The following is a 23,758-nucleotide window of genomic DNA, read 5'->3' as shown; positions in this document are numbered from 1 at the left end:
TGAGTCAAATCCGGAGGCCATTCAGCAGCGGATCGCCAGTATCTTTCCTACAAGTCCTGTCGACACTGAAACCCCGTCGAGCCACCGAAGCAGTGACTACGCTTGCAGGAGATGGCTCGATGAGCACTCCCATGCAACCGCTGCTTCAATACTTAAAGGCAATCCTCAACCCCGGGCCGGGGGTGGTGTTGTTCGCCTTGAGAACCATCGCGGCCGGGCTGTTGACGCTGTACCTGGCGTTTCTGTTCGACCTCGATCAGCCCAAGTGGTCGATCATGGCGGTGGTCATCGTCAGCCAGCCATTGGGTGGGATGGCGCTGGCCCGCAGCTTCGGCCAGGTCATCGGCACTACCCTGGGCGCGGTGGTGGCCGTGGTGATCATGGCGATCTTCCCTCAGGCGCCGCTGCCTTTTCTCATCACGTTGTCCCTGTGGCTGGCACTGTGTACCGCCGGCGGCACCTTGTTGCGCTACACCAGTTCCCAGGCGTTTGTGCTCAGCGGCTACACCGCGGTGGTGGTGGGGCTGCTGGCGGTCCCGGATCAGGACGGCACTTTCCTGCTGGCCGTGACCCGCGTGACCGAAACGTTGCTGGCGGTGGCCTGCGTGTGTGTCGTCAGCCTTCTGACCGCGCGCCCGGAGGCCGTGGCCAAGGATTACTTCGCCAGGATCGATCAGGTGATCAAGCTGCTGGCGACCCATGCCAGCGCCGCGATTCGTACCGAGGAAAGCGAGGCCGATTTCCACCTTCGGCAAATGCAGCTGCTCGGCCAGATCAGCGCACTGGAAGGGGTGCGCCGGCACCTGTATTACGATGCGCCGCGCTTGCGCAGTGCCGATGACCTGGTGCAATTGCTCGGCAATCAACTGGTGCTGCTGACCGCGCGGCTCACCGCGTTGCGCCATCAGAGGCAGTTATTGCTCGAGCGTCTGGAAGGCGAGATTCCCCAGGAAATCCAGCGTTTGCTCGCCGAAGAAGTGCTGTTTCTCGATCAACTGGCGCAGCTGGGACGTGCGATGCCCAATGAGCAACGGCGCCAATTCGCAACGTTGCAGAAGCGCTTCGATGATCTGGCCTACCGTTCGGAGCAACTTATCGAGCCCTATCCGGCGACCTTGCGCTCGCTGTCATGGTCGCTGCGCTGGGAGCAGGCGCGTCTGTTGCAGCAGTTTGAAACGATTCTGGAATTGAGCGATGCGATCCAGAGCGGGCGCAAAGCCAGCAGCCTCTATCGCGGGCAGAAGAACCCGCTGCACATGGACTACACGCTCGCGGCGATGAACGCGATTCGTGCCTTTTGCGCACTGATGGTGGCCGGTCTGATCTGGATCGAAACCGGTTGGGACGGCGCACGGGGCGGAATGATCGTTGCCGGGATTCTCTGCTCGCTGATGGCGACGTTTCCGCGGCCGCTACTGGCTGCCCAGAGCTTTGCCCGGGGCCTGGGACTGGCGCTGGTGGTGTCGGCGGTTCTGCAATTTGCGCTGGTGCCGATGATCAGCAGTTTCGAGCTATTGGCGCTGTTGCTGGCGCCCTTGCTGTATGCCGTCGCAGTGGGATTGTCCAGCCCGCCCACCACGGGTACGGGGATTGGGCTCGGGTTGTCGACCTTTCTGTTACTGGGCCCGCAAAACACGGGGCTGGGGCAGAACACCGCGATCCAGTGGTTCGAATTTGGCGGCTCGTATGTCTGCGCCGCCGCGCTGGCGTTGAGTGTGTATGCCTTGATCTTCCCCTTCAGGCCCGTGCTGCGCATTCGCCGGCTGCACCAGGAGAATTGCGAGCAGGTCTACGCCTTGCTGAAAATTCCGGCCACCGATGAAAACCAGTTTGCCTTCGAGAGTCGCATGGTCGATCGCCTGACCATGATGCTGGGACTGTTGCCGTCCATCCAGGACAAGCCAGCGCGTGACTTGTTCGATGTCAGTCTCGGTTGCATGGCTCTCGGTATTGCGTTGAACCAGCTCAGGCAACAGGGGCAGATCAACGTGTTACTGAGCCCGGAGGTGCAACGCCGGCTGTTCGCTACGGTTCGGGAAACCGGGCAGCTGGTTGCCGGCCGGGCCGACGTTGAAGTGGAGCGTGTGCTCGACAGCCTGCATGCCCTGGGCGATGAACTGGATGCGCTGCATTCCGGCGTCCATGAGCATCTGTGGTCGGTGTTTCGCATGCGCGTGGCGTTATTGATCGTGGTGTCGTTCCTGGAGCGTCACCGTGGCCACTTTGAACCTGCAACGCCAACAGAAGGAGTACCTGCGCTTGCCCATTGATCTGGAAATAGGCGGTGTCTACCTGCCGCCGATTGCTCAGGCGCTGCTGCTGGGCTTGCCGATTTATCTGCTGCTGGACTGGATTCTGCTGCGCCTCGGCGTGTTGCAGTTCGTGTGGCATGAAGCCTTGTTCGAGGGCGCGTTGTACGCCTGCGTGTGTGCGACGTTGATTCTGTTGATGGGAGCCTGATGCATTGAAGAAGATCCTCGCCCGACTCACGACTGTGGCCGTGGTAGTGCTGGCCTTTGTGCTCGGCTGGTTCGCCTGGGAACACTACACCCGCGCCCCCTGGACCCGGGACGCCCGGGTGCGTGCCGATGTGGTGACCTTGTCCGCCGATGTCGCGGGGCGCATTGTCAACCTCGGCGTGCAGGATAACCAACATGTGGAGAAGGGGCAGTTGCTGCTGGAAATCGATCCCTCGCGCTACGTGCTGGCGGTGGAGCATGCCAAGCGTTCGGTGGAAGTGGCGAAGGCCTCACTGGGGCAATCCGAAGCGACCATCGTGGCCAGCCAGGCGCTGCTCAAACAGCGTCAGAGCGAGGAGCGTCGCCGCCGTACACTCAAGGAGCGAGCGGCGATTTCCGGTGAAGAGTGGGAAAAATCCAGTACTGATGTCTCGGTGGCCCAGGCTGATTTGCTGCGCAACCAGGCCAACCTGGGTTTTGCCCAGGCCAACGTGCATCTGGCCATCGCCGCATTGGCCGAGGCTGAGCACGACCTGGAGCGCACCCGGGTCGAATCGCCCGTCAGTGGCTACGTGACCAATCTGCTGACCCGACAGGGCGACTATGCAACTGCGGGTGGCCCGTTAGTGGCGCTGGTGGACAGCGAATCCTTTTACATCAGCGGCTATTTTGAAGAAACCAAACTGCCGCGAATCGGGGAGGGCGACCGGGTCGACATTGAATTGATGAGTGGCGAACGTTTTGGCGGCACCGTGCAAAGCATCGCTTTCGCCATTGCCGACCGGGAAAACCTGCCCGGCGGCCGTTTGCTGGCCAACATCAATCCCAGTTACACCTGGGTCAAACTGGCGCAGCGGGTGCCGGTGCGGATCAGGATCGACGCCGACTATGCCGGTAAAGACAAACTGCGGGCCGGGACGACGGCGACAGTGACGGTCCAGGAAAACCAAAAATCCCAAGATCACCACTAACCCCCTGTAGGAGCGAGCTTGCTCGCGATGGAGGTCAACGATGACGCGGTAAGCCTGATTCCCCTGGGCGCTCTCGAGTTTTTCGCGAGCAAGCTCGCTCCTACAGGAACTATCGCTGCTTTTTGTGCATTAAAAAAAAGCCCCGCGACCGAATGAGGCGCGGGGCAAAAAAACGGGTTGGTTGCGGCCAACCAAAGGAGCTTGCCAATGCGTTACTTGCTGGCGACCGTCTCTGGTTGCCAGCCGCCACCAAGGGCCTTGTAGATCGCGACAATGCCGCGATACAGATCGACTTCGGCCTGGGCTTGGGAGTCTTCCGCCGCCAGACGCTCGCGCTGGGCATCGAGCAGGACGAGGAAGTCCGCCGTGCCTTCGCGGTAGCGAATCTCAGCCAGGTCGGCGGCCGCGCGGCTTGATTCACTCTGACGAATCAGCGAAATCAGGCGTTGCTGGCGTTTGCCGTAATCGCTGAAGGCGTTTTCCGATTCTTCCAGGGCCAGCAGCACTTGCTGCTCGTAGGTCGCCAGTGCGCCTTCGGCATCCGCGTCGGCACCGCGCAAGCGAGCTCGAACACTGCCCAGGTCAAACGCTGCCCAGGTGATGCTTGGGCCCAGTGCCCAGGCGTTGGCCGCCGAGGAACCGATCTGCGAACCGCGCCCGGCAGTAAAGCCGAGGAAGCCACTGAGGCTGACCCGCGGGAACAGATCCGCCTTGGCCACACCGATACGCGCCGTGGCCGAAGCCAGCTTGCGTTCGGCGCTGAGAATGTCCGGACGACGCTGCAGCAGTTCACCCGGATCACCGATCGGCAGCGCCTTGGCAATCGCTGGCAATTCTTTCGGACTCAGGTCCACCGTCAGCTTGTCCGGGCGCTCACCCAGCAGGGTGGCGATACGGTTTTTCTGCCGAACCTGTTCCGCCTGCAATTGCGGCACGCTGGCTTCGACGGCGGCCAGGCGGGCATCGGCGCGGACCACATCGAGCTGATCGCCGACGCCGGCATCACGCAGGCTTTCGGTGATCTTGCGCGATTCCTGCTGGTTGTTCAGGTTGGCCAGGGCAATCTTTTCCCGCAGTTGCGCACCGCGCAGTTGACCGTAGGCGTCCACCAGTTCGGCAATCATGGTGACTTGCAGCTGGTACAGATCGGCTTCGGCCGCTTGCTGTTCGGCGTCGCTGGATTCCAGGTTGCGCTGGATGCGACCAAACAGGTCCAGTTCCCAGGCCATGTCCAGACCCAGGTCATAGCGTTCGCTATTGACCCGTTTGGTGGTCTGGCCCGGAATCTGACCTTTGCCCAGATCACTGCTGACGCGGCTGGTGATGGTTGGCATGGCGTCATTGCTGGCGTCATCACGAATCGCCCGGGCCGCTTTCCAGCGCGCGAAGGCGACGCGCAAATCGCGGTTGCCTTGCAGGGATTGCGTCACCAACTGGTTGAGGGTCGGGTCTTCAAACTGCTGCCACCAGATACCTTCGAAACGCGAACGGTCGAAGTTTTTCTGGCCGGCAGCGCCATCGGTGGCGGTGGTGATGTTGGCCGGTTCGGTGGCCGGGGTCTTGTAGTCCGGGCCGACGGCACAGGCACTCAGGGCCAGTACCAGCAGGCTCGGCAGGAAGGCTTTCAGGCTCATTGCTGCGCCTCCAGTTTCAGGGCCTTGGCCGCTTTGCGTTTTTCACCGCGCTCCACAAAGTTACGAATCAATACGTAGAACACCGGTGTCAGCAACAGACCGAAGAAGGTCACCCCGAGCATCCCGGAGAACACCGCCACACCCATGGCGTGACGCATTTCGGCACCGGCACCGCTGGAGAACACCAGAGGCACAACACCCATGATGAACGCGAAGGAGGTCATCAGGATCGGACGCAGACGCAGACGGCAAGCTTCGAGCACCGCGGCGAGCGGGCTGAGGCCTTCATCCTGCTGTTTATCCTTGGCAAACTCGACGATCAGAATCGCGTTCTTACACGCAAGTCCCACCAGTACGATCAAACCGATCTGGGTGAAGATGTTGTTGTCGCCTCCCGAAGCAATCACACCGGTAATAGCTGACAACAGCGTCATCGGTACGATCAGGATCACCGCCAGTGGCAGGCTCCAGCTTTCGTATTGAGCCGCGAGTACCAGGAACGCCAGCAATACGCAGAGCGGGAACACGAACAGCGCGGTGTTGCCGGACAGAATCTGCTGGTAGGTCAGGTCGGTCCACTCGTAGGTCATGCCGTTCGGAAGTTCTTCCTTGAGCAGTTTCTCGATGGCCGCTTGAGCCTGGCCGGAGCTGTAGCCGGGCGCTGCCGCACCGTTGATTTCAGCGGTGATGAAGCCGTTGTAGTGCATCACGCGGTCCGGGCCCGAGGTGTCGCTGACCTTGATGAAGGTCGCCAGCGGGATCATCTCGCCTTTGTTGTTACGCACTTTCAGCTGACCGATCTGGTCCGGCTCGAGGCGGAATTGCTGCTCAGCCTGAACGTTGACCTGATAGGTACGCCCGAAGCGGTTGAAGTCGTTGGCATACAGCGAACCCAGGTAGATCTGCAGGGTGTCGAAGATGTCGCTGACGGCCACGCCGTGGGTCTTGGCTTTTTCCCGGTCGATGGCGGCATCGACCTGCGGCACGTTCACGGTGTAGCTGGTGAACAGGGCGGCCAATTCCGGCACGTTGTGGCTCTTGGTGATGATGTTCATGGTTTCTTTGTACAGCTCGTCGTAGCCCAGGTTGCCCCGGTCTTCGATCTGCAGACGGAAACCACCGATGGTGCCCAGGCCTTGTACCGGCGGCGGCGGGAAGATCGCCATGTAGGCTTCCTGAATCCCGGCGAACTGGCCGTTCAAGGCACCGGCAATCGCACCGGCGGACATGCTTGGGTCTTTACGCTCGTCGAACGGTTTCAGGGTCACGAACACGATGCCGGCGTTCGGGCTGTTGGTGAAACCGTTGATCGACAGGCCCGGGAACGCTACCGCACTTTCCACACCCGGCTGTTTCAGGGCCAGGTCGGACATGCGTTTGATCACGTCTTCGGTACGGTCCAGGCTCGAGGCGTCCGGCAGTTGCGCGAAGGCGACCAGGTATTGCTTGTCCTGGCCGGGTACGAAACCGGTCGGGGTGCTGGAGAAACCGAAGAAGGTCAACACCATCAGGCCTGCGTACAGCAGCAGGGCAATACCGCTGCTGCGGATAACCCGGCCTACAGTGCCGACATAACTATGGCTGGCCTTGTCAAAGAAACGGTTGAACGGACGGAACAGCCAGCCACCGAAGATCTTGTCGAGGACCCTGGAGAAACGGTCTTTCGGTGCGTCATGGCTTTTGAGCAACACAGCAGCCAGTGCAGGCGACAGGGTCAGCGAGTTGAACGCCGAGATCACGGTCGAGATCGCAATCGTCAAAGCGAACTGCTTGTAGAACTGACCGGTCAAGCCGGAGATGAACGCCGCCGGGACAAACACCGCACACAGCACCAGCGCGGTCGCGATGATCGGGCCGGTCACTTCACGCATGGCCCGTTTGGTCGCTTCGACCGGTGTCAGTCCCAGCTCAATGTTTCGCTCGACGTTCTCCACCACCACAATGGCGTCATCCACCACGATACCAATGGCCAATACCAATCCGAACAGCGACAGGGCGTTCAACGAGAAGCCGAACAGGTGCATCACGGCAAACGTACCGATCAGCGAAACCGGCACCGCCACCAACGGAATGATCGAGGCGCGCCAGGTTTGCAGAAACAGGATCACCACCAGAACAACGAGGATCAGCGCTTCGAAGAGGGTGTGAACCACCGCCTCGATGGAGCCGCGCACGAAGATCGTCGGGTCATAGACGATGCTGAAGTCCATGCCTTCCGGGAAGCTCTTCTTCAGCTCCGCCATCTTGTCGCGCACTTCGTTGGAGATTTCGATCGCGTTGGAACCCGGACGCTGGAAGATCGGGATCGCCACCGCCGGCTGGTTGTTCAGCAAGGAGCGCAGGGCGTATTGGCTGGAACCCAACTCAACGCGCGCGATGTCTTTCAGACGTGTGATTTCACCGTTGTCGCCGGAGCGAATGATGATGTTCTCGAACTCTTCTTCGGAAACCAGACGACCCTGGGTGTTGACCGACAGCTGGAACGCCGTGGCATTCGGTGCAGGCGGGGCGCCCAAGGCACCGGCAGCTACCTGACGGTTCTGCTCACGAATTGCGGTCACCACATCGGTCGCGGTCAGATTGCGCGAAGCGGTCTTGTTCGGATCGAGCCATACCCGCAGCGAGTAATCGCCCATACCAAACAGCTGCACGTCACCGACACCGCCCAGACGCGCCAGCTCATCCTTGATGTTGAGCAAGGCGTAGTTGGACAGGTAGAGCATGTCGTAGCGTTTGTCCGGTGAGGTCAAGTGCACAACCATGGTCAGGTCGGGCGACGCCTTGTCCACGGTGATACCGATGCGCGTCACTTCTTCTGGAAGCTTCGGCTCGGTCCGGGTCACGCGGTTCTGCACCTGGACCTGTGCGTTATCCAGGTCAGTGCCCAGCGCAAAGGTGATGGTCAGAGTGATCTTGCCGTCAGCGGTGGACTGCGAGGACATGTACAGCATGTTCTCGACGCCGGTGATGGCTTGCTCCAGTGGAGCGGCCACGGTTTCACCGATGACTTTTGGGTTGGCGCCCGGGAAGTTGGCACGGACCACAACGGTCGGCGGCACGACTTCCGGGTATTCGCTGATCGGCAACTGGAACAGCGAGATGGCACCGGCGATCAAGATCAGCAGCGACAGTACCGCTGCGAAGATCGGCCGTGAAATGAAGAATTGGGAAAAATTCATCGGAGTTGTCGTCCCTTAACCGCGTGGAGACGCAGCAGCCAGTTTCACAACCGAACCCGGCGCGACCTTGGCAGGTGCGACTTGGGGCAGGTTGCTGGCTTCCAGCGCTTGTCGTTGTTGTGCGAGTGCCGCGAGGGTTTGTTCGCTGGCCATCGGGATCACTTCAGGGGTGACTGGCGAACCGGGACGTACCCGTTGCAGGCCCTTGACGATGATCGTGTCGTCCTTGTTAAGGCCGTTGCGCACGATGCGCAGACCTTCGATTTTCGGACCCAGTTCAACCGCGCGGTAGGCCGTTTTGTTATCGGCATCCATCACCAGCACGAACTTTTTACCCAGGTCGGTACCGACCGCTTCATCGTTGATCAGCACGGCGGAGTAGGTGCCGCTGCCAACCAGTTTCAGACGGGCATACAGGCCAGGGGTGTAGGTGCCGTCGGTGTTATCGAACACGGCGCGACCACGAATGGTGCCGGTTTTCGGGTTGACCTGGTTGTCGACGAAGTTCATCACACCCTGGTGCGGGTTGCCGTCTTCGTTGGACAGGCCGAGGTAAACCGGGGTGGTGGCGCCGCGTTTGCCCTGGCGCGCGAGCTGGGTGTATTTGAGGAACACACGCTCGTCGGCGTCGAAGTAGGCGTAAACCTTGTCGGTGGACACCACGCTGGTCAGCGCGGTGGTATCGGCGGTCACCAGGTTGCCGGCGGTGATTTCCGCACGGCTGACACGGCCGCTGATTGGCGCGGTGACGCGGGTAAAACTCAGGTTCAGTTTGGCCAGATCCAGTTGCGCTTGAAGGGCGCCGACGGCGGCGCGGGCTTCTTGCGCGGCGCTGGTGCGCGAATCGGCCAGTTCAGCGGAGATCGCGTTGCTGGTGCGCAGACGTTCACCGCGCTGGGCTTCATTTTCGCTGCGGGTGGCATTGGCGCGGGATTGGGCAACCAGCGCTTCGAGGCGGCGGACCTCAGCCTGGAAAGGGCGTGGGTCGATCTGGAACAGCAAGTCACCTTTCTTGACCAGCGCGCCTTCAGTGAAGGCCACGTCATCGATCTGGCCGGAGACCCGTGGACGAATCTCTACCGTTTCTGGCGCTTCAAGGCGCCCGGTGAACTCGTCCCACTCATTGACCGGTTGTTCCAGCACCTTGGCGACGCTGACTTTCGCCGCAGGCATGGTCGCGGCAGACTCCGGAGCCTTGCCGCAAGCGCTCATCACCAGCACGGCCAACATGGCCAAGGGGAAGCGCAAATGTTTGAGTGACTGTTCCATGGATGCATCCGCCAATGTATTGAGATGGGCGGATGATGCTCGGCGAGGTGGTATCGCACGAATCGAATGAAGCAAAGGTAACTATCATTCGGAATGATATAAGTTCAAAGCGAGCCCTCTAGCATGCACCTGACGTTAGAGGGTGATCAATTGGAATGATGGCAATTCTCTGTTGCGGGGAATGCAAGAGATGGCTTGAGTCCGAGTTAAACCCTTCGCGAGCAAGCCCGCTCCCACACGGGAATGCATTTCAAATGTGGGAGCGGGCTTGCTCGCGAAGGGGCCCTCAACCCCAACATAAAAATCAGGGATCAAGCCAGACTGTCCGGATCCCCGAAAAACATCTGAAGCCGCGACCTTAACCAGCGCTCACCCGGATCATTGTCCTGCGACCCACGCCACGCCATGTGCAACTCAAAACTGCGCACCGGCAACGGCGGATCTTCAGCCCGTACGCCACCGGCTGCCGTCAGCGCTTCAGCCGTGTAATCCGGCACGGTGGCGACAATGTCAGTGCCGCTGATCAGCGTACTCAACCCATTGAACTGCGGCACCGCGAGCACGACATGCCGTTTGCGCCCGAGTTTTTCCAGTTCTTCATCTATAAAGCCGCTCAGGTCACCGGCGAACGACACCAGCGCGTGGGGGCGTTCGCAGAAGTCGTCGAGGCTCAACGGCCCCGGCACCGAATCGGCGCGTAACAGCTTGGGCAGGCTGCGGCGCAGCACTTTGCGCTTGGCGTTGGCCGGCAGGTCGGCGGTGTAGCTGACGCCGATTGAAATCTCGCCCGAAGCCAGCAGGCTCGGCATGAGGATGTAGTTGGCCCGACGCACTACCAGCACAATTCCTGGTGATTCGGCGCGCAAGCGTTTGAGCAGCATCGGCAGCAATGCGAACTCGACATCGTCCGACAGGCCGATGCGGAACACCGCAGTGCTGGTCGCCGGGTCGAATTCCGCCGCACGGCTGACGGCGGTGGAAATCGAGTCCAGGGCCGGCGAGAGCAGGGCGAAGATCTCCACCGCCCGGGCGGACGGCTCCATGCTGCGGCCGGTGCGCACGAACAGCGGATCATCGAACAGCCCGCGCAGGCGCGAGAGCGCCGCACTGATGGCGGGTTGGCCGAGGAACAATTTCTCCGCAGCGCGGGTCACACTGCGTTCGTGCATCAATGTTTCGAATACGATCAACAGGTTCAGGTCGACACGACGCAGGTCATTACGATTCATCTGGAGTCCTGGCAGAGTCATCAAGCTTGACGAGAGCGGCCATATGAGAACAATGGCCGGCATGAATATTACGGGGAAAGGCTGCTACTCTGCACCGAGTAATTCAGTTTTCCTACAAAGGCTGCTTCGGTTTCTTACGACATTTGAAGATGTCGCCGGCGCTGCGGAATCAATGACAGGCATGTCGACTATTAATAGCCACTGATAGTCTTGGGTAGAAAGCCCAGATAGAGTTCAGGGCATTAGAGGTTTCTTTGACGAGGTTTGCGATGTCCCGCACGATCCGTTTTCACAAGTTTGGTCCAGCCGAGGTGCTCAAATGCGAAGAGCATGCGGCCGCTCTCCCTGCGCCGGGCGAAGTGCAGGTGCGCGTCGAGGCGATTGGCATCAGCTGGTACGACATTCTCTGGCGCCAGAACCTGGCCTCGTCCCACGCTCGTCTGCCTTCAGGCCTCGGCCATGAAATGTCCGGCGTCGTGACGGCGGTCGGCGAGGGCGTCGATGACCTGGCGGTCGGTGACAAGGTCGCCAGTTTCCCGGCTGAAAGCCCGAACGACTATCCCGTCTATGGCGAGCAGATCGTTCTGCCGCGCTCGGCACTGACCCGCTATCCGGACGTGCTCAGCCCGATTGAAGCGGCGGTGCACTACACGCCGCTGTTGATTGCCTACTTCGCTTATGCCGACCTGGCACGGGTCAAGCCCGGGCAGTTCGCCCTGGTAACCGACGCCAGTCACTGCGCCGGACCTTCTTTCGTCCAATTGGGTAAAGCCCTGGGTGTACGGGTGATTGCCGCCACGAAGACGGCCGAAGAGCGTGAATACCTGCTGTCGCTGGGTGCCGAGAAGGTCATCGTCACCGAGGAAGAAGATCTGCTCATGCGGATCAACAAGATTACCGATAACCGCGGTGTCGATGTGGTGTTCGATGGCCTGGGTGGCCCTCAGATGTCTCTGCTCGGCGATGTGCTCGCACCTCGCGGCAGCCTGGTGCTGTACGGTCTGCAAGGGGGCAACCAGACGCCATTCCCGGCCTGCGCAGCGTTCCAGAAGAACATTCAGTTCTTTGTGCACTGCATCGGCAACTTCACCGGCAAGCCGGAACTGGGCATCATTCAGGACCAGGTCGCACTGCAACGTGCCTTGCGCGACATCAACCAGATGACCGCCGATCGCGTTCTGTTGCCGCTCAAGACCAGGGTTTTCCCGTTTTCCGAGTTTGTCGAAGCACACCGCTACATGGACGAATGCCCATGCCGCGAACGGGTCGCCCTGCAGGTCGAACCTGTGTAACACCCTCTGAAAAAGTCCGTGCCTGCACGGACTTTTTTTATGACCTCTGAAAACATGAGGCGCCCCTGCCGATGGGGTCAGTTCAGCAACTGAACTGGTTTTTGCTCTCGATCTGTATCTTCTAATCGCCATTTAAGCCCTGATAATTGAATGATTACTTTCATCTCAAGGAAAGAGTCATGTCTGGGTATCGGTTTGATACTTTTCAATGCACATCGTTAATATATTTCCGACAAACCGTTGATCGTTGCGCAGTTGCCAAGCAGTCATGTGCGACTTCTTTCCTTATTTCTTGTGTTAAATGTCTGTGGGATGTTGTCGGACATTTCCTAGGATATCTCTCGCAGCCACGAAGCTCCGGTATTACGGGGGTTTTCGGCGGGTTGTCTGTCGCCACGGCAATTGCGCTGTTCAGACATTTCAAATAATTTCTGAAAGCTTAAGTGTTAGCATTTGGGCATAACGTCCAGCACTTCAAACGTGGCAGGCAATCGGTTTGCGCATTGCATGTCGTTGTTTGCGCACTATTGAACTTACGAGTATCAGGTAAATAAAGATGACCCTTATCCATGATCAGGCGATGAATTATGTCTATCAGCAAATGCTGCAACGCTTGCTGAGTTTCTTTTCCCGGGCCGAACGTACGGCATTGCAGCTGATGATTCAGCGGTTGGTGGTCACCGCCGGCGGCATGGAGCGCATTGGCGATTATAAGGTGCTGGCCATCCAGTCCGGGTCCCGGGACAGTTGCTACACCCTGGCGCTGCTGCGCGCCGCGCAGCTCAGTATTGCCGGCAGGGCCCCTTCCACGTTCCAGCTGCGCGTCGCTTCATTGCGCATGAACGGTCTCAGTTCGACGCTTCAAGACAATATTCATCGCAGCTACAGCGCATTGTTCCTCTACGACGATCCCAGGGTCGAAGTATTGATGGTCGATAATCGGGAGGTCTTGCCATTCAGGCACCTGGCGCCGATCTCGGAGGCGGGCCGCGAAGCCAATCGGCTCAATCTACTGATGGTGGGGCATCGTCGGACCCTCGACGGGCCGATCGATCTGTGGGACGCCGGGTATTTGGCCACTGGCGAGTTCGTTGGGCAAATTGCCCGGTGGAACAGCGGCGTCGATGCATTGATTAGCAGCGACACACCGCGTCAGCAGAAACAGTTTATCGAGGGCTTGAAGCGGGCAGCCGCGAAGGCCGGACTCACGACATCGAATCATCCCGGAACCGGCTTTGACGAGCTGTTTGCAGTGCTCGACGAACTCGGCAGCGATTGTTACCGCACGTTTTATGACGGGCATGGCCAGGCGCAATGGCGTCCGGCCGAACAATTTGAAGCCTGCCGTCGCGCCACGTTCATCGACATTCACGACCTGCTGGTCAGCAACCGCGAAGAGCGATGGCCGCTGCTCACCGAGTTTCTGGGTTTTCAACCTGACGAACTTACGGCACAGCTCAGCGACAACGAATACGTCAGCCCCTTGATCTCTGCCCATGTCCGGGGGTTGCAGGCGTGCTTCGTGCGGGGTCACAGCTATGAGTCCGGCGTCGCCGAATACTTGCAGCGAGCCTTGGTGATGATGCGTCGCAAGCGACTGCCGGAGCGTCTATGCGAACAAGCCGTGGAGGCCTTTGGCAACCCGGCGAGGGTTTCCGATCAGCGCGCACTGGCAGCGGCCGAGGCGCAGAAAAGCCTTGGGTTGAGCGAGGCGCAGTTGGTGTGCCTGCTTTCCGCGCCTTTTATCGAAAACGGTGCCGGGCTTGAGCGTTTTCTGCGTCAGTGCCACCCGGGCATGCTGGTCGCGATGCCTGACTTGCACCGGGCGATGCAGGGCAACCCGGTGCCGGAACAGATTGTGCAATGGATGGTCGACGTCAGCGGGCTGCCCGTCAGCCTGATCGGCAAGCTGTACCGCATGGGGCCGGTGCCTGGCGTCGAGGGCAGGGTGACTGACGGGGTGCCCGACGGCGCGGACGGGCAATCCGAAGCCGCCGACCATGACCATGATGCTGCGGTGGCGGGTGAATGGTCAGCGGGACATTGAAAGGACCTCGCGAGACTGACTTTGCCTATCAGGCGGTGTACCGATACTTGACCCACCTGATCAACGAGCCGGTCAGCGACACGAGTCTCCGCTTGCCATCGCTGCGCCAGTTGGCGAATCGTCTGAGCGTGTCGATCTCGACCATTCAGTACGCTTATTCGCTGCTGGAAAAAGAAGGGCGTGTCTATTCGGTGGCCAAGTCCGGCTATTACGCGTTGCCGGTGTCCTCGATCAATATGCCCGGCAGTGGCAACGACCTGCTCGAAACCGTCTATGTCAGCGCCAGGCGCCCGGGCATGCTGGTCTTCAGTGCCGATGAGCCGGCGCTGCTGCAGCCCCTCGACAGTCCGTTGTTGCTGCTGGAGCGCGAACTGCTGCGCCAGTACCCGCGTCTGCCACAACCGCCTTCACAACCTTGCGGCGAGCTCGAACTGCGCACCGCACTCGCGGCGCGTTACACCACGTCGCCGGTGCGCTGCTGGCATGCCGATGACGTCTATGTCGGCGCAGACTTGCGCGGAGTCCTGGAAATATTGATCGCTGTGCTGGGTCTCAAGGACGCCGCGGTGGTAGTCGAGTCGCCGTGTGACTGGACGATTCTGCGCTTGCTTCAGGCGGCGGATGTTCAAGTGATCGAATGGCCGGTGCAAGCCAATGGCAGTCTGGACGTCGAGCGACTCAAGGAACTGCTGGAAACCCGGCCGGTGCGGCTGGTGATGCTGTCGTCGGGGTTGAGCGTGCCAAGGGGCAGCCTGCCGCCCGACGACAATCGACTCGCCATTGCGCAGTTGCTGGAGCAGCATGGCAGTTGGGTGCTGGAAAACGACTGTTACGGCGACCTCGAATTCGAGCCAGGCGGCTTGCGATTCCGCGACCTGCTCGACCCCGGCCGGCTGATCGTGTTCTCCACGTTCGAGAAAATCATCGGTCCGGAAGCGCCCTACGGCTATCTGCTTTCGCGGCATTTCAGCGAGCAATTGCAGCGGCACTTTCTGCTACGCTCATTTCGCCTGTCGCCGATTCGCCAGAAAGCCATTGCCCGTTTGTACGGCAATGGCCGGATCGATCAGCACCTTCAGGTGCTGCGCAGGTTACTCAAGGACCGCAAGGTGCACATGACGCAGATATTGCAGGAGCGTCTGGGCGACGCCCTGCATGTCGTCGATCCTCAGGGCGGGGCGACGATCTGGGCACGCTCACTGCGTCAGGTCGATATGCGTCGAGTGTTCCAGCGCTTGCTCAAGCATCATGTGGTGATTGCGCCGGGGGAGCTCTTCAGTCTGCAGGGCCTGCACACGCAGCATTTGCGCTTGAGTCATGCGTTCGGCGGAGATCATGACATCAGTGCTGCATTGAGCCTGCTGGGGGATGCCTTACGGTTGGAGTCGGTGGACTGAACACGGCCGTAAACATCCTTGATGCCCGTGGATCGATCCCATCGCGTTGCGGTCAAACTGCCAGTAAACTGCGGTCCTATTCCTGAACCACTCTATTCCAGAGGTTTTGCATGACACTCAGTCCTTTTGCGGGCAAGCCGGCACCGGCAGAATCATTGGTCGACATCCCGCGACTGGTAACGGCCTATTACACCGGCCAGCCCGATGCCGCCATCTCCACCCAGCGCGTCGCCTTCGGCACGTCCGGACACCGGGGCAGCTCGTTCGACCTGAGTTTCAACGAATGGCACGTCCTGGCGATCAGCCAGGCGATCTGTCTGTACCGCGAAGCCCAGGGCATCGACGGGCCTCTGTTCGTCGGCATCGATACCCACGCGCTGTCCACCCCGGCCGGCGCCAGCGCCCTCGAAGTATTGGCGGCCAATGGCGTGACGGTGATGATTGCCGAAGGTGACGAGTACACCCCGACACCGGCGATTTCCCACGCCATCCTCTGCTACAACCGCGGCCGCACTTCCGGGCTGGCTGACGGTATCGTCATCACGCCGTCCCACAACCCGCCGCAAAGCGGTGGCTACAAATACAACCCTACCAACGGTGGCCCGGCCGATACCCACATCACCAAGTGGATCGAAGCCAAGGCCAACGAGTTGCTGGGCAACAAGCTCGCCGGCGTCAAACGCATCAGCTACGAACAGGCGCTGAAGGCCAGCACCACCCATCGTCATGATTACCTCAACACCTATGTGGCCGACCTGATCAACGTGATCGACTTCGATGCCATTCGCGATGCCAAGCTGCGTCTGGGCGTTGATCCGCTGGGCGGAGCGGGGGTGCGCTACTGGTCGGCGATTGCCGAGCATTACAAACTGGACCTGGACGTGGTGAACAAGCAGGTCGACCCGACGTTCCGTTTCATGACGGTCGACTGGGATGGCCAGATCCGCATGGACCCGTCATCCAGCCACGCCATGCAAGGCCTGATCGGCTTGAAAGAGCGCTTCGACGTGGCGTTCGCCTGCGATCCGGATCACGACCGCCACGGCATCGTGACCCCGTCGGGTGGGTTGCTGGCGCCGAACAGTTACCTGGCGGTATCGATTGACTATCTGTTCCAGAACCGTCCGCAATGGCGCGCCGATGCGGCCGTGGGCAAAACCGTGGTCAGCAGCGGCTTGATCGATCGCGTGGCCAAGCGTTTGGGCCGTCGCCTGTACGAAGTGCCGGTCGGTTTCAAATGGTTTGCGGACGGTCTGTTCGACGGCTCGCTGGGTTTTGGTGGCGAAGAAAGCGCCGGCGCATCGTTCCTGCGCAAGGACGGCGGTGTCTGGAGTACCGACAAGGACGGTTTGATCCCGGCGCTGTTGGCTGCAGAAATGACCGCTCGTACCGGTCGTGATCCAAGCCAGGCTTACCGCGCGTTGACCGACGAACTGGGCGAACCGTTCTCGGTGCGAGTCGATGCCAAGGCCAATCCGGAACAGAAAGCGCTGCTGAGCAAGCTGTCGCCGGAACAGGTCACCTCGACCCAGCTGGCGGGCGAAGCGATCCAGAGCATCCTCAGCCATGCGCCGGGCAACGACCAGGCCATCGGCGGGCTGAAAGTCATGACCGAGAATGGCTGGTTCGCGGCGCGCCCGTCGGGTACGGAGGACATCTACAAGATCTACGCCGAGAGTTTCGTCAGTGACGAACATCTGAAGCAGTTGGTGGCAGAGGCGCAAACCCTCGTGGATGGCGCTATTTCAGCGAAATGATCGCGGGCCCTGTGGCGAGGGAGCTTGCTCCCGCTGGGCTGCGAAGCGGCCCCAAATCGGTTGGCGAGGTGTAACAGATACACCGGGCTGGTTGGTTTGCGGCTGCTTCGCAGCCGAGCGGGAGCAAGCTCCCTCGCCACATTGGGTTGCCGTCTAGTCCTGAAACAGATGTAAATCTGATTCAGGACGGTACGCATAAAAAAGGGCGACCAACATGGTCGCCCTTTTTTTGCCCTGTATTTACCCAATCAAGCCAGGTCCACCAAAACAATCTCACTGTCCTCAATCGCCGTCACCCGCAACACCTGCTCATCGGCCACTGCAACACCGTCCCGAGCTTGTGCACGCAACCCATTGACTTCAATGACGCCCGTGGCCGGCACCAGGTAAGCGCGACGGCCGTTGTCCAACCGATACTCGGCAGACTCGCCAGCCTTCAGGTTCGCTGCCACCAGCCGAGCATCCGCCCGAATCCGCAGGCTTTGGTCGTCGCCGCTCTTGCCGCTGGCCAGGGTCACGAAACCTTCGCGCTGGCCTTTAGGGAATGGCTTGGCGCCCCACGATGGTGCCAGGCCGGTTTCGTTCGGGATGATCCAGATCTGGAAGATCTTGGTTTCGGTGGCTTCCAGGTTGTACTCGCTGTGCGCGATCCCGGTGCCAGCACTCATGACCTGAACGTCGCCCGCTTCGGTGCGGCCCTTGTTGCCGAGGTTGTCTTCGTGAGTGATCGCGCCTTCACGAACGTAAGTGATGATCTCCATGTCCCGGTGGGGGTGTTTCGGGAAGCCCGTGCCGGAGGCGATCACGTCATCGTTCCACACCCGCAGATTGCCCCAGTTCATGCGTTTGGGGTCGTGGTACTCGGCGAACGAAAAGTGGTGATGAGCATCCAACCAACCGTGGTGGGCGCCGCCCAGGGAGTTGAAAGGTCTGAGTTCGAGCATGATCGTCTCCTGAAATGGGTTTTGATGGCGAGCATCATCCATCAGGCACTGATCGATAAAAAGCGTAAAAAATGCCTCAATAGCATCGAATTAATTGATGTTAAATAACCTCGAAACATTCTCACCCAGCCTTCACTTCATCGCATAAGCCAATGACCTGTAAGCATTTCACTAGAACTGAACGGAAAATGCAGACACCATAGCCTTCAACAGCCTCACACCCTGGAGTCAGCCCGCGTGCCGCAACACACCCCCGATCTTCCTCCTGAACTTCGTCCTCTGGCCGAGATGCCGCTGCTCAAGCGTCTTGCGGCCCGGTTCTTCGGCCATGGTCTGACCCGGCTGCGCGCGCAACACCGCGCGTCATGGTTGCATGGCCAGGCCGATGGCTTCCGCAGTGGCCACATCGCGGGTGTGGATTATGGCTATAAGGAAGGCAAGCTCGAAGGGTTGGAGGAAGGTCGGCAGGTGTTGCTGATTCGGGACTCGCGCTCGACCGAACACCGCCCACCCAACGTCGACGACAACCTGTTTGATGATTGGCGTCTGCCGTTGAGTGCTGACTTGAAAAAGCGCATGAAGGCCGACGTTGCCCGGCTACTGCCAGCCCATGCCCAGCCCAGTGCCGCACAGTGGAAGATGATCTTCAGCGACACGCCATCGACTTCGGTTATCGCCGGCGCGGGTGCGGGCAAGTCCACCACGCTGGTGCTGCGTATCTTGCTGCTGACTCACTATTTGGGTTTCGAGCTCGACTCGATGACCGTGGTTACGTTTACGCGGGAGTCGCGCAAGGATTTCATCAATAAGCTGATTGAGCTGTTCGCGCTCTGGGGTCGTGCACTCAGCTTTAAAGAGGCGCGGGATCTGGTGCGCACCTTCCATTCGCGAATCCTGCCAATGGTGCGCAGTCTGCCGGGCTTCGAGCGGTTGCAGGCCTTCGAAAACCTCAGTCACCGCCCACAACATGGCGATGAGGAAGCCGACAGCAATCCGTTCGACCTGCGTATCAATGACGCCCAGCGTCAGCAGCTCAACGCCTGTTATCACAGCCTGCACACCCGCGATGAGCGTTTCCGCGAGCTGATCACGCCGTTATCCCGCCATGCCTTGCAGCTCAAGGAATTGGAGCGCGATCACCCGGACGTGCAAAAGCGCATGGCTGTGACCGAACTGGCGGCCAAGCGTGATGAAGAGCTGTGCGATTTCATCGAGGACTTGTGGTTCCGCGCCGGTGCCTGGCCGATCAAGGGCATCGAGCCCAATCGTCAGTCGTTCGATATCAATGGCTCGACGTTTCACTGCCATGGCTATATTCCAAGCCTGGACGCCTGGGTGGTGCTGGGATTCGATCCGCGGGAAAACCCGCAGGTCAGCCGCCCGAATGCCAAACTCAGTGTTCGCGCCGAGTGGGCTGTAAAGCGAACCCTGTTTCAAGCTTTCTGTCGTAAGCCATTGATATGGCTGGATAGTTATGAATCATCAAAACGAGTCTTGGCCTCGCTGGCAGGGGATGCCAGCGCCGGGCCGGGCTTCGATTACAAGGTCAAGGGCGAGCTTGGTTCCGCGCCATTGCTCGACTGTTTCGTCGCGGCGGCCGGATTTATCGAGAACCTGGGCCTGGATGTTCCGAGTGCGGTAGGCCAGATGAGTTTCGCCAAGGACGACCCGGACCGTTTTTTCTTCGAAGCGTTGAGTCTTTACTGGCGTGCTCTGGAAGATCATCTGCTGGATCAGAAACCACCGGTGATGACCTACAACCGCATGTTTGCCTTGTTCAGCGAGCACTCCCCGGAAAATCAGAAGCTGCTGAGCGACGAATTGCTGCGACCGCTGTCGCACCTGATGATCGACGAATTTCAGGATGTATCGCCGCAGATCGTTTCCTGGATTCGCGCCAGCCTGGCGGAAATTCGCAGTCGTGGCCCGGCCATGCACGTCGGTCGCGGCGCCCAGCGTTCGTCGCTGCTCTGCGTGGGTGATGACTGGCAGTCCATTTATGGATGGCGCGGCAGTTCACCCACGTACTTCATGGAGTTCAACAAGGAATTCCCGTCGCCGAGCACCACCAAGGTCATGCTCAGTGACAACTTTCGCAGCCATCAGCACATCATCGACGCCGCCGAACATATCGTGCGCGCCGCGCCGGCCATCGCCGGGAAAAAGGCCAAGGCCAGCGGCGAGCCCAAGTCGCTGCTTCCGGTGAATGTGCTGGATCGCGACGATCAGGGCATGGCCACGCGGCTGATGGAGCACTACAGAAAGGGTGACTCAATCTTGATGCTTTATCGAAAAAGTAGCGATAAGTCATTGATAGAAGACCATATTAAGTCTGTAGTTAATGTGGATTCTAGTTTGCCGTACGAGTCGCGACGGTTGAAGCAACTGACCTATCACAGCGCCAAGGGCCTTCAGGCCGATGCGGTGTTTCTGCTGGGAGATTGTCAGCACCTGACCAGTTCGCCTTACAAGAATCAGGTCTACCGCATGGCAGGGCTGGGCAAGGCTGGCGACAACGAAGCTTACGATAACGCGCAAAAAGACGAGATTCTGCGACTGGCCTATGTCGGCATCACGCGGGCGGTGAGTCATTGCTATTGGTACGTCGAGGGCCAGGACAGCCAGGCGGCGAACATGCCCAAGGCCTCCGACCGGATCGGCAAGGGCAAGCCGTTCTTTGTCGATCACCGCGTGGGCAAGGCCGTTTAATCCCGACCAATAAAAAGCCCACATGACGTGGGCTTTCTCTATTCGCTGGCTCAGCCTCAGGCATAGCTCCTGAAGGCCACCGGTGGAATGAAAGACTCAAGTTCATCCTCCACCGCTTCGATAATTCGTTCCACATCCGCGGCATTCATGACCGTTGCACATGGAATACCGGCGATGGCGATCATGGTCTCGCCACTGGCGCGGTCAAACAGACGGGCGATCATGCTGCCCGGGGCGTCCATGCTCGCCTCAAAACCCATGGGATGAAAATGCCAGCGCATCAGCTGGCAGGCGTTTGGAAAGGTGACCTTACTGAACCCTTTATTCATATGTTGCCCGCCTTCTTCATCGAGCGCTTCCGTTAGCTCATGGTAGGAGGGAAGAGCCTTCATTGGCTCAACCGGTGACTGTTCTTAAAAGTAGCATCCGAATGTGAAAATAATGTGGATTTTTCAGGCCGTTTAGCAATTGGTTCAGTTTTTTTTGATTCAGATCACAGCGCCACAGTTATTAGGCAAAAGGCCATTATCGAATCGACGTTGAAGCCGGGGCTGAATTTCGGCAAGCTCGCTTTTTTCTCATCGAGACCTTTATGCCTGCCGATGATGGTCCGCTGCAAACCCAGGCCACGAGCGAGACGGTCGTGCGCTATCACCTGCGCTGGAAACACCGGGACCTGGACGGGGTCATGGCGCTTTATCACCCGGATGTTCAGTACAACGACTTTTTCCAGAACCGTGTGATGGGGCTGGACGAATTGCGTGAGTACGTGCGCAGCAGCATGCCGCGCGATCCCGATGAAGCGCTGGAGCACTCGGACCGCATTCGACTGGACGGCAACACGGCATTCATTCAGTACCGCATCACCCTGCGCGGTGGCGAAGGGCTGGTGTCCTTTCGCGCCAGTGAGGCGATTACCGTGCGCGACGGGCTGATCTGGCAGGTCAATGAGTACGCCTCGCTGGTGCATGAGCGGCCCGTCAGCAAAACCGCCAACAATCAGCGTCCGGCCGCCAGCCGGCTCGGGTTGTCGCCGCGTCAGCTGAGTTTCATGGCGCAAGACCTGCAACAGTATTTCCAGCGCCAGCAGCCCTATCTGGATCCCGAGCTCGACCTGCAACGGGTGGCGAAGGAGTGCGGCTACAGTCGCAATCAGATTTCTTACCTGCTGAATCAGGTGCTGGGCCAGAGTTTCTATCGCTACGTTAACCAGGCGCGGTTGCAGCATCTGCTTGCCGCGCTGGACATCGCCACGCCGCCGCTGCGCATCGATGAACTGGCATTTGCGGCCGGCTTCAATTCGCTGTCGGCGTTCTATAGCTGTTTCCGTCAGCACACCGGCCTGTCGCCGAAGGCCTACGCCAAACAAATTTCTTTGCGTGCACGCGCGCAAGACAGCCACTGAGCCCACGCACTAGGATCAACGCCATCGAAGTTTGAGTGGCGGAGTCTTGCATGCCGGCGTGGCGCACTATCAGTTTGTGGATGGACCAGCTCGACGAGCCATTGTTGGCGCGTCCGGCGCTGGAGCAGGACCTGGACGTCGACGTCGCCATCATAGGCGCGGGGTACACCGGACTCTGGACCGCGTACTACCTCAAACGCCTGGCGCCGGGGCTGGACATCGCCATCATTGAAGCGCAGACCGCCGGTTTTGGTGCCTCGGGCCGCAACGGCGGCTGGCTGATGGGCAATATCCTCGGCGAAGACCGCTTGCTGGCCGATCGGTCGGCGGAACAGCGCCGCGCCTCTTATGATCTCCTGCACAGCATTCCGGATGAAGTCGAGATTGTCCTCGAACGTGAAGGCATCGACTGCGATTTTCGCAAAGGCGGGGCGCTGTATTGCGCCGCGCGCTATCCGGAACAGGAAGCCAGCCTGCGGCACTACCTGGACAAGCTCTACCGACAAGGCCTGACCGAAAGCGATTACCGCTGGCTCAGCCCGGAGCAGTTGGCGCAACAGATCAGAATTGCCAAGCCTTATGGCGGTATCTATGCACCGCACGTCGCGACCCTTCACCCGGCAAAGTTGGTGCGAGGCCTGGCGCGGACGGTGGAACGCATGGGCGTCAGGATTTACGAAAACAGTCCGGTCACCCACTGGCAATCGGGCAGCCTGCGCACGGCGAAAACCACCGTGCGCAGTCGCTGGATTGTTCCGGCGGTAGAAGGTTATGCGGCTACCTTGCCACCGTTGGGTCGTTACCAGTTGCCGGTGCAAAGCTTGATTGTGGCGACTGAGCCGCTGTCCGCTGCGACTTGGGACGAAATCGGTCTGAGTCGCGGCCAGGCGTTCGGCGAAAGCAGCCGCCAGGTCACTTACGGTCAGCGTACGGCGGATAACCGTCTGGTGTTCGGTGCGAGGGGCGGCTATCAGTTCGCCGGCAAGCTGCGCCATGACTTCGACCTGTCCACCAGCGAAGTAGCGCTGCGCCGTTACCTGTTCGGCGAGCTGTTCCCGCAACTCAAGAACGTACGGATCACTCACGGCTGGGGTGGCAACCTGGGCATGTCCCGGCGGTTCAAGCCGCACATGCTGTGTGATCAGGCCAGCGGTATCGCCTTGTCCGGCGGCTATGGCGGGGAGGGTGTCGGCGCCAGCAACCTGGGCGGGCGAACCCTGGCCGATCTGATCCTGCAACGCGATACCGGGCTGGTTCATCAGCCGTGGGTCATCCCCCAAGGCGGCCTCGATGCGCTCAAAGCCTGGGAGCCGGAACCCTGCCGCTGGCTCGGCTACAACGCGATCATCCGCAGCTTCGTCCATGAAGACCAGACCCTGGCCAACCCGGCTACCGCGCCCTGGCGGCGCAAACTGGCCAGCGGGGTCGCGGGGTTCATGGAAGGTTTCATGCAGTAAACGGCGCTC

The 23,758-nt window shown here is 59.9% G+C and carries 16 protein-coding genes; 10 read left to right on the top strand and 6 right to left on the bottom strand.

The window, feature by feature from the left end:
* Positions 1–119 precede the first annotated feature (119 nt).
* The 3 genes from ACA066_RS14245 to ACA066_RS14235 are packed head-to-tail and all read left to right on the top strand — an operon-like array spanning position 120 to position 3,430.
* Positions 120–2,270: an FUSC family protein gene (locus tag ACA066_RS14245; RefSeq protein ID WP_497699746.1), complete on the top strand. Its 2,151-nt coding sequence runs from the start codon at positions 120–122 to the stop codon at positions 2,268–2,270.
* Complete coding sequence (locus tag ACA066_RS14240) at positions 2,260–2,460, top strand: DUF1656 domain-containing protein (RefSeq protein ID WP_497699879.1); 201 nt, start codon at positions 2,260–2,262, stop codon at positions 2,458–2,460. The genes ACA066_RS14245 and ACA066_RS14240 overlap by 11 nt, the downstream gene beginning before the upstream one ends.
* Before the next feature lie 4 nt (positions 2,461–2,464).
* A complete protein-coding gene (locus ACA066_RS14235; RefSeq protein ID WP_497699745.1) occupies positions 2,465–3,430 on the top strand; it encodes an HlyD family secretion protein in 966 nt (321 codons plus the stop codon).
* Positions 3,431–3,642: 212 nt separating this feature from the next.
* Here ACA066_RS14235 and ACA066_RS14230 read toward each other — a convergent pair whose 3' ends face one another.
* The 4 genes from ACA066_RS14230 to ACA066_RS14215 form a co-directional block, all read right to left on the bottom strand.
* Positions 3,643–5,064 (bottom strand): efflux transporter outer membrane subunit, encoded by a 1,422-nt coding sequence (locus tag ACA066_RS14230; RefSeq protein WP_497699744.1) that lies wholly within the window; start codon positions 5,062–5,064, stop codon positions 3,643–3,645.
* The gene (locus ACA066_RS14225; RefSeq protein ID WP_497699743.1) at positions 5,061–8,243 is read right to left on the bottom strand and encodes an efflux RND transporter permease subunit; all 3,183 of its coding nucleotides are present in this window, start codon (positions 8,241–8,243) and stop codon (positions 5,061–5,063) included. The genes ACA066_RS14230 and ACA066_RS14225 overlap by 4 nt, the downstream gene beginning before the upstream one ends.
* Before the next feature lie 15 nt (positions 8,244–8,258).
* On the bottom strand, positions 8,259–9,512 hold the full coding sequence (mexE, locus tag ACA066_RS14220) for a multidrug efflux RND transporter periplasmic adaptor subunit MexE (protein WP_497699742.1): 1,254 nt from the start codon (positions 9,510–9,512) through the stop codon (positions 8,259–8,261).
* Positions 9,513–9,823: 311 nt separating this feature from the next.
* Positions 9,824–10,741: a LysR family transcriptional regulator gene (locus ACA066_RS14215; RefSeq protein ID WP_497699741.1), complete on the bottom strand. Its 918-nt coding sequence runs from the start codon at positions 10,739–10,741 to the stop codon at positions 9,824–9,826.
* A gap of 269 nt (positions 10,742–11,010) precedes the next feature.
* Here ACA066_RS14215 and ACA066_RS14210 point away from each other — a divergent pair, with 269 nt between their 5' ends.
* The 4 genes from ACA066_RS14210 (at position 11,011) to pgm (ending at position 17,234) form a co-directional block, all read left to right on the top strand.
* Complete coding sequence (locus ACA066_RS14210) at positions 11,011–12,033, top strand: zinc-dependent alcohol dehydrogenase family protein (RefSeq protein WP_497699740.1); 1,023 nt, start codon at positions 11,011–11,013, stop codon at positions 12,031–12,033.
* A gap of 556 nt (positions 12,034–12,589) precedes the next feature.
* Entirely contained in the window at positions 12,590–14,080 is a 1,491-nt protein-coding gene (locus ACA066_RS14205; RefSeq protein WP_497699739.1) for a hypothetical protein, read from the top strand.
* Positions 14,077–15,477, top strand: a complete 1,401-nt coding sequence (locus ACA066_RS14200) for an aminotransferase-like domain-containing protein (RefSeq protein WP_497699878.1) — start codon at positions 14,077–14,079, stop codon at positions 15,475–15,477. The genes ACA066_RS14205 and ACA066_RS14200 overlap by 4 nt, the downstream gene beginning before the upstream one ends.
* A gap of 110 nt (positions 15,478–15,587) precedes the next feature.
* A complete protein-coding gene (gene pgm, locus ACA066_RS14195; RefSeq protein ID WP_497699738.1) occupies positions 15,588–17,234 on the top strand; it encodes a phosphoglucomutase (alpha-D-glucose-1,6-bisphosphate-dependent) in 1,647 nt (548 codons plus the stop codon).
* A gap of 248 nt (positions 17,235–17,482) precedes the next feature.
* On the opposite strand, the gene ACA066_RS14190 is transcribed toward pgm, so the two are convergent.
* A complete protein-coding gene (locus ACA066_RS14190; protein ID WP_497699737.1) occupies positions 17,483–18,178 on the bottom strand; it encodes a pirin family protein in 696 nt (231 codons plus the stop codon).
* 237 nt (positions 18,179–18,415) lie between these two features.
* On the opposite strand from ACA066_RS14190, the gene ACA066_RS14185 reads away from it, so the two are divergent.
* Positions 18,416–20,887, top strand: a complete 2,472-nt coding sequence (locus ACA066_RS14185) for a UvrD-helicase domain-containing protein (RefSeq protein ID WP_497699736.1) — start codon at positions 18,416–18,418, stop codon at positions 20,885–20,887.
* A 56-nt stretch (positions 20,888–20,943) separates the two neighbouring features.
* Here the strand turns inward: ACA066_RS14185 and ACA066_RS14180 are convergent, their stop codons facing one another.
* Positions 20,944–21,216 (bottom strand): DUF1652 domain-containing protein, encoded by a 273-nt coding sequence (locus tag ACA066_RS14180; RefSeq protein WP_497699877.1) that lies wholly within the window; start codon positions 21,214–21,216, stop codon positions 20,944–20,946.
* 263 nt (positions 21,217–21,479) lie between these two features.
* Here ACA066_RS14180 and ACA066_RS14175 point away from each other — a divergent pair, with 263 nt between their 5' ends.
* Positions 21,480–22,292 (top strand): helix-turn-helix transcriptional regulator, encoded by an 813-nt coding sequence (locus ACA066_RS14175; RefSeq protein ID WP_497699735.1) that lies wholly within the window; start codon positions 21,480–21,482, stop codon positions 22,290–22,292.
* Between the two features lie 50 nt (positions 22,293–22,342).
* Entirely contained in the window at positions 22,343–23,749 is a 1,407-nt protein-coding gene (locus ACA066_RS14170; protein WP_497699734.1) for an NAD(P)/FAD-dependent oxidoreductase, read from the top strand.
* Positions 23,750–23,758 lie beyond the last annotated feature (9 nt).

The organism is Pseudomonas sp. LBUM1651, from assembly GCF_059716135.1.
Note: the sequence above shows the minus strand (reverse complement) of the source record. Positions and strands in the feature narration are given on the sequence as shown.